Genomic DNA, 7,333 nt, shown 5'->3' with positions numbered 1-7,333 from the left:
TACAAATTTTATAGAAATAGAAAGTAATATGGTTGAAATTACTCAAATTTCTGAAAGAATAGAAAGTAATATGGTTAAATTCACTCAACGTCTTGAAGCAATAAATGATGGATCTGAGCAATCGGCAAACAATGCTCTTGAATGGGACCTTTCTTATCGCGATTTGTCATCTTAGTAATTGACACACATTGGCCATCACCATCGTTTACACCTATCGCTACCAGTAATCGCCATTGTTGCCAAAATGTTAATGTTTCTTTGTGTTATATTTAATTCAGACCTCATAATTTCAAGGGAATAGCCTTGTTGAGATGAATGCTGTTTTAGAACACTTATAAGAAACAATGGAGGCGCTATGTCGTTGGATCTGCGAAAAACGAGTATGGCCAAGTTGGTCGCTCTTAATCACGAATATCACTACTACAGCCTGCCGCAACTGGCGGCAGTGCTGGGGGATATTGACCGACTGCCGAAATCACTGAAAGTGTTGCTGGAGAATCTACTGCGTCATCTGGATGGCGAACAGGTTCAAGAGGAGGATTTAAAAGCCATTGTCGATTGGCAGCTCACCGGGCATGCCAGCCGGGAGATTGCTTATCGGCCCGCGCGGGTATTAATGCAGGATTTCACCGGGGTACCGGCGGTAGTGGACTTGGCTGCGATGCGTGAAGCAGTCAAACGGCTGGGGGGCGATGTGGCGCAGGTTAACCCATTGTCACCGGTAGATTTGGTTATCGACCATTCCGTCACTGTTGACGAGTTTGGCGATAAAGCCGCCTTTGGCGAGAATGTCCGGCTCGAAATGGAACGTAACCACGAGCGTTATATCTTCTTGCGTTGGGGGCAGAAAGCCTTTAGCCGTTTCCGTGTGGTGCCGCCGGGTACCGGGATCTGCCATCAGGTTAACCTTGAGTATTTGGGGCAGACGGTATGGCATGAACAGCAGCAGGGGCGGGAGGTCGCTTACCCTGATACGCTAGTGGGGACCGATTCCCACACCACCATGATCAATGGCTTAGGGATACTCGGTTGGGGGGTTGGTGGGATTGAAGCGGAAGCCGCGATGCTGGGCCAACCGGTCTCGATGCTAATTCCCGATGTAGTCGGCTTCAAAATGACCGGTAAGATGCGTGAAGGGATCACTGCCACGGACTTGGTGCTTACCGTAACGCAAATGCTGCGAAAACACGGGGTAGTAGGCAAATTCGTTGAGTTTTATGGTGATGGCCTGGCTGATTTGCCACTGGCAGATCGCGCGACTATAGCCAATATGTCGCCGGAGTTTGGTGCGACCTGTGGTTTCTTCCCGGTGGATGACGTAACGCTGGGGTATATGCGCTTAAGTGGCCGCAGTGATGAACAGATAGCCTTGGTTGAGGGCTACAGTAAAGCACAGGGGCTGTGGCGTCATCCTGGTGACGAGCCAATATTCACCAGCCAGCTCTCATTGGATTTGAGCACGGTGGAAGCCAGTATGGCTGGACCAAAGCGGCCACAAGACCGGGTCGCTTTACCCAAAGTGCCTTTAGCTTTTAAAGCGTTTGAAGAACTGGAAATCAATAGCAAAAAAGATAAAGTTGACCATGTTAGCTTCACGCTGGAGGGAAAAACGCACGAGTTGGCGCCCGGCGCGGTGGTAATTGCCGCGATAACCTCTTGCACCAACACCTCGAATCCTAGTGTACTGATGGCAGCCGGTCTGTTAGCTAAAAAAGCGGCAGAGAAGGGGCTAAAAACCAAACCGTGGGTGAAAACCTCGCTGGCACCAGGCTCTAAAGTGGTGACTGAGTATCTCAATGCCGCCGGATTAACCGCTTATCTGGATAATTTGGGCTTCAATCTGGTGGGTTATGGTTGTACCACCTGTATTGGTAACTCTGGCCCATTGCCTGATCCAATAGAAAATGCCATCAAAGTCGGGGATTTAACCGTCGGTGCGGTGCTGTCCGGTAACCGAAACTTTGAAGGGCGCATTCATCCTTTAGTCAAAACCAACTGGCTGGCTTCGCCGCCGCTGGTGGTGGCTTATGCTCTGGCCGGTAATTTGAATGTCAACTTGGCACAAGAGGCGCTCGGTAACGACCCTGACGGCAAGCCGGTTTATCTAAAGGATATCTGGCCTAGCGGATTTGAAATCGCTAAAGCTGTTGAAGAGGTTAAAACTGAGATGTTCCGTAAGGAATATGCCGCCGTATTTGATGGCGATGAAGAGTGGCAGTCGATTCAGGTTAATAGCACACCAACCTATGACTGGCAGAGCGATTCCACCTACATCCGTTTGCCTCCCTTCTTTAGTGATATGAAAGCGTTGCCTGATCCGGTTGAGGATATTCACCATGCACGTATTTTGGCGATTTTGGCCGATTCTGTCACCACCGACCATATTTCTCCCGCCGGTAATATCAAACTTGATAGCCCTGCGGGCCGCTATTTACGTGATCGTGGGGTCGAGATTAAAGAGTTTAACTCCTACGGTTCCCGTCGTGGTAATCATGAAGTGATGATGCGTGGGACGTTTGCCAATATCCGTATCCGTAATGAGATGGTCCCGGGGGTTGAAGGGGGTGTCACTCGTCATATTCCGTCACAAAATGAGATGGCTATCTATGATGCTGCTATGCGCTATCAGCAGGAGAATGTGCCATTGGCGGTGATTGCCGGTAAGGAGTATGGATCCGGTTCGAGTCGTGACTGGGCAGCTAAAGGGCCAAGGCTACTGGGTGTGCGGGTAGTGATTGCTGAGTCATTTGAACGTATTCATCGCTCCAATCTAATTGGGATGGGTATTTTGCCCCTCGAGTTCCCAGCAGGGGTTAATCGCAAAACTTTGGGGCTGACGGGTGATGAATCCATTAGCGTCAGTGGGTTACAAAAACTGTCCCCAGGGCAGAAGGTGGCGGTGACGATAACCTATGCTGACGGGCGGCAACAAATAGTAGATACCCACTGCCGTATAGATACAGGTAATGAATTGGTTTATTTCGAAAATGGCGGCATTTTGCATTATGTTATCCGCAAAATGCTGTAGTTATTAGAATGGTATAACCATTAGTGACAGTGTCACTACGATACTGGTTCGATAAAAAGGGTGGTTGAGAAACCACCCTTTATTGTTCTTGAACGCGGCTAATTATTTGGTCAGCAGATGGCCCATTTTGGCCGCTTTGGTGGCCATATACTGTTCATTCTTGGGATTTTGCCCGACAATCAATGGTACCCGCTCAACGATATTGATCCCCGCCTCGGAGAGAATCTCAACCTTCTTCGGGTTATTGGTTAGCAAGCGCACGGCTTTGACGCCCAGTAATTTATATATATCTGAGCATAAGGTGAAGTCACGTTCATCGGCGGCAAATCCGAGTTGATGGTTAGCTTCCACCGTATCAAAGCCCTTATCCTGTAATGCGTAAGCGCGAATCTTATTCAGCAAACCAATATTACGGCCTTCCTGACGATGATAAATCAGCACACCGCGCCCCTCTTCGGCAATGTGCGCCAATGCGGCTTCTAACTGAAAACCACAGTCACAACGCAGGCTAAACAAAGCATCACCTGTCAGGCACTCAGAATGAACACGGGAGAGCACTGGTTTATCACCACTGATATCACCAAATATTAAGGCCAGATGATCATGGCCAGAGGCTAACTCTTCAAAACCGACCATCAAAAAATCACCCCACGGCGTCGGTAACTTGGCTTCTGCTACACGTTTAAGCTGCATCTTACTGTTCATATTATAACTTCAGACCTTAAGGATGTTATCGCGCATCCTGATGTGGATACCCGCTTTAACCCGTTATATCCCTTCATCTTAGGGCATAGGGTTAAATAAAAAATTTCTCTGCGATCATTATTAGCTATATTGCCATAACTTTTGGCTCACTGCTGTTCAACAAAGCAGCGAAAAGGAAAGAGAAAATGTCTGACGAGAACATATTTGGGTAATAACATAATTTTGTTTATGTTATCAATGATTAATGGGACTTATACTGTGTGGTTATAGCTGCTGTACAATTTGTGCTATCACCATGGAAAAGACGATATAGACATTATGTGTAACCAAGGGCCCCAGATGTGGAATATAGCGAAACGAATCACTGTCGGAACACTTATCTTACTCTTACCCACCCTTGTTATCTGGCTTTCTGGTTGGCAGTGGCAACCCGGCAGTAATAATGTTTGGTTGAAAAGTGTGTTCTGGGTGACTGAAACGGTCACTGCGCCATGGGGAATCTTGACCAGTGCGTTGCTCAGTTGCTGGTTTTTATGGTGCCTACGGTTTCGGATTAAACCCGCGATGGGTTTGTTGGTCCTGATGGGCGGCGTAATTCTTGTCGGTCAGGGTATAAAATCACTGATTAAAGAGCAGGTACAAGAACCTCGTCCATTTGTCGTCTGGCTTGAGGCAGAACATCATATTGATAATCGCTTTTTCTATTCGCTTCCCCGTGCTGAACGCAGTGAGTTGGTCAAACAGCAACTACAGAGCCAAACCATTATTCCGCCGTGGTTGAGCAGTCATTGGCAGTTTGAAACTGGCTTCGCTTTCCCCTCAGGTCACACGGTTTTTGCTGCCAGTTGGGCATTGTTGGCGGTAGGCATATTGTGGCCACGGCGACATTATAAAACCGTCATTTTGCTAATGATATGGGCGCAAGGTGTCATGATGAGCCGGTTGGTATTAGGCATGCATTGGCCACGGGATCTGGTAGCCGCAGCACTTATCAGCGGGTTATTGGTCGCCATTGTGTGTAGCTTAGTACAACGTTGGTTCGGCTCGTTAGCCATTTTGCCACAGGAACAGCGCGAGATAGAAAAACGTGAGCATGAGGAAAATTGAGTGATTAGTTATTATTCTCAGCCCAGTCGCTTAAAATAATATCAATTAGGTGCCCAATCGGCGCTTTATCTTGGTGCAGGGTTTCTTTGCTGGGTAAGGAAGTGCTAATTTATCAAGTAAGGGCGCCACATTTTTGGCATAATTCATCAGGTTGATTCGGCCTTTAGGAAAAAACGTGAAATATTTGCTGATTTTTTTGTTAGTACTGGTGATTTTCGTGATTTCAGTCACGTTAGGGGCAAATAACGATCAAGTCGTTACCTTTAACTATTTATTGGCTCAGGGCGAATATCGGGTATCTACGTTATTGGCAACGCTTTTTGCGGCGGGCTTGGTACTTGGGTGGGTTATTTGTGGGCTTTTTTATCTGCGAGTTCGAATTTTACTGGGGCGCGCAGAGCGGAAAATTAAACGTCTTGAGTCACAGCAAGAGCAGCCTATTGAATCCAGTGCGGCTGTTTCCACACCTGCTGTCAGCAAGGAATAATTTTCTATGTTAGAAATGCTGTTTCTGCTGTTGCCCGTCGCTGCCGCCTATGGCTGGTATATGGGGCGTAGAAGCGCTCAGCAGGATAAGCAACAGGATGCTAACCGTCTGTCTCGTGAATATGTGGCAGGGGTTAACTTCCTTCTCTCTAATCAGCAGGACAAAGCGGTTGATCTGTTTCTTGAGATGTTGAAAGAAGACAGTTCGACCGTTGAAGCGCATCTGACATTAGGGAATCTGTTCCGTTCTCGTGGTGAAGTTGACCGCGCTATCCGCATTCATCAGGCGTTGATGGAAAGTGCTTCTCTGACCTTTGAACAACGATTGCTGGCAATTCAGCAACTTGGTCGTGATTATATGGCCGCGGGGTTATATGATCGGGCAGAGGATATGTTCAATCAATTGGTTGAAGAGCAAGATTTTCGGCTCGGGGCTCTACAGCAGTTATTGGTTATTCATCAGGCCACCAGTGATTGGAACAACGCGATTGAAGTGGCGGAAAAACTGGTCAAGATGGGCAAAGATAATCAGCGACTGGAGATAGCGCATTTCTATTGCGAACTGGCGCTGCAAGCCATGGGGAGTGATGATTTAGAGAAAGCAATGGGGTTGCTGAAGAAAGCGGCTATTGCGGATAAGCAGTGCGCCCGTGTCTCCATCATGCAAGGTCGGGTGCATATTGCCAAGGGTGAATATGCCAAGGGCGTAGAGGCGCTGGAGCGTGTGCTGGAGCAGGATAAGGAAGTGGTCAGCGAGGCATTACCTATGTTGAGCGATTGCTACCAACATCTACAACAGCCCGAGGCGTGGGCGAATTTCCTCAAACGCTGCGTTGAAGATAATACGGGTGCTACGGCTGAACTGATGCTGGCAGAAATACTGGAGCAGCATGAAGGCCGTGATGTGGCACAAACCTATATCAACCGCCAGTTACAACGCCATCCCACCATGCGTGTTTTCTATCGATTAATGGATTATCACCTGGCAGATGCAGAAGAAGGGCGAGCGAAAGAGAGCTTGCTGTTGCTGCGAGACATGGTAGGAGAACAGATTCGGACCAAACCCCGTTATCGCTGTCATAAATGTGGTTTTACCGCGCACTCTCTGTACTGGCACTGTCCATCATGCCGAGCCTGGGCCTCGGTTAAGCCGATCCGGGGATTGGATGGGCAGTAAACGTTTCTATTGTCAGAGGTAGCGCGACAGTCATCGGGTGAGCTGAGCCACCCGATAGTTTTTGATGAAGTATTGTGGTGTTATCTTTATTTTTTCTTCTGAGGCGCTTTCACACCGTCTTTCAATAATTGTCGCAGTTTCTTCAACTCTTTTTGGCTTAACGGCTGCTCTGAAATCTCTTCTACACCTTGGCTATCAATCTCACCTTGATGCAACTTGGCATCTTTGCGGCTGGCTTTACTACTTTTAACATCAACCTCAAAGCTCTTTTCTAATCTTTCGCACACCTCGGTACTCAGGGAAAACTGTTTTTCTAAGGCAGCAGCCTTGATTTTCTCTTTTAATTCCAGAGGGATTTTAATGGTTAAGGTAGATATTTCGCTCATCATATAACCTTTAACTTAGGAGGAAATACCAAGCTAAGCGAGGGAAGCGAAACTGTCTAGGGGATAACACAACTGTCACAAAAAATTCACATTGGCCACGGCAAAAAGAGCGCCAATGCGCTCTTAGAAGGAGATAAAGCGTTAACCGGAGAGACGGGTATTAACGATAGATAATGGCGGTACCGTGCATTTTGTTATTGCCGGTCGCAGAAGTTATCAGGAAAGATTTTGCACCGGCAGCCTTGGCTTGCTGCGCCAATGCATCTTCTAACTCGGTCAAGGTAGTTGCATTACTGGCAGAAATCACGCCAATTTCATTCAATCCTGCTGATTGATTAGTCTGTATTTGAGTGGCGGCGACGCTAGCAAATGATGCGAGAGACAGAATTAATGCCGGGACGATGAATTTAATGCTTTTCATGTGAAACTCCAGTTTCTAGTTTA

The 7,333-nt window shown here is 47.5% G+C and carries 7 protein-coding genes; 4 read left to right on the top strand and 3 right to left on the bottom strand.

The window, feature by feature from the left end:
• Nucleotides 1–355: 355 nt before the first annotated feature.
• Nucleotides 356–3,028 carry an aconitate hydratase AcnA gene (gene acnA, locus V2A85_RS20665; protein WP_372558980.1) on the top strand — a complete coding sequence of 891 codons (2,673 nt, stop codon included), beginning with the start codon at nucleotides 356–358 and terminating at the stop codon, nucleotides 3,026–3,028.
• Nucleotides 3,029–3,130: 102 nt separating this feature from the next.
• On the opposite strand, the gene ribA is transcribed toward acnA, so the two are convergent.
• Nucleotides 3,131–3,721, bottom strand: a complete 591-nt coding sequence (gene ribA, locus V2A85_RS20660) for a GTP cyclohydrolase II (RefSeq protein WP_083163652.1) — start codon at nucleotides 3,719–3,721, stop codon at nucleotides 3,131–3,133.
• 351 nt (nucleotides 3,722–4,072) lie between these two features.
• On the opposite strand from ribA, the gene pgpB reads away from it, so the two are divergent.
• From pgpB to lapB, 3 genes are all read left to right on the top strand, one after another.
• A complete protein-coding gene (gene pgpB / locus V2A85_RS20655; protein WP_372558981.1) occupies nucleotides 4,073–4,840 on the top strand; it encodes a phosphatidylglycerophosphatase B in 768 nt (255 codons plus the stop codon).
• A gap of 175 nt (nucleotides 4,841–5,015) precedes the next feature.
• A complete protein-coding gene (locus V2A85_RS20650) occupies nucleotides 5,016–5,327 on the top strand; it encodes a LapA family protein (RefSeq protein ID WP_005191595.1) in 312 nt (103 codons plus the stop codon).
• A 6-nt stretch (nucleotides 5,328–5,333) separates the two neighbouring features.
• Entirely contained in the window at nucleotides 5,334–6,503 is a 1,170-nt protein-coding gene (gene lapB, locus V2A85_RS20645; protein ID WP_083158899.1) for a lipopolysaccharide assembly protein LapB, read from the top strand.
• An 86-nt stretch (nucleotides 6,504–6,589) separates the two neighbouring features.
• Here the strand turns inward: lapB and V2A85_RS20640 are convergent, their stop codons facing one another.
• Both V2A85_RS20640 and bhsA read right to left on the bottom strand, forming a co-directional pair.
• On the bottom strand, nucleotides 6,590–6,889 hold the full coding sequence (locus tag V2A85_RS20640) for a hypothetical protein (RefSeq protein WP_193784662.1): 300 nt from the start codon (nucleotides 6,887–6,889) through the stop codon (nucleotides 6,590–6,592).
• Between the two features lie 160 nt (nucleotides 6,890–7,049).
• Entirely contained in the window at nucleotides 7,050–7,310 is a 261-nt protein-coding gene (gene bhsA / locus V2A85_RS20635; RefSeq protein ID WP_420072236.1) for a multiple stress resistance protein BhsA, read from the bottom strand.
• Between the last annotated feature and the right edge of the window lie 23 nt (nucleotides 7,311–7,333).

Origin of the sequence: Yersinia sp. 1252 StPb PI (genome assembly GCF_048593885.1) — a bacterium.
GTDB lineage: Bacteria > Pseudomonadota > Gammaproteobacteria > Enterobacterales > Enterobacteriaceae > Yersinia > Yersinia enterocolitica_E.
The sequence above is the reverse complement of the archived record's forward strand: the minus strand, read 5'-3'. Positions and strand labels throughout refer to the sequence as shown.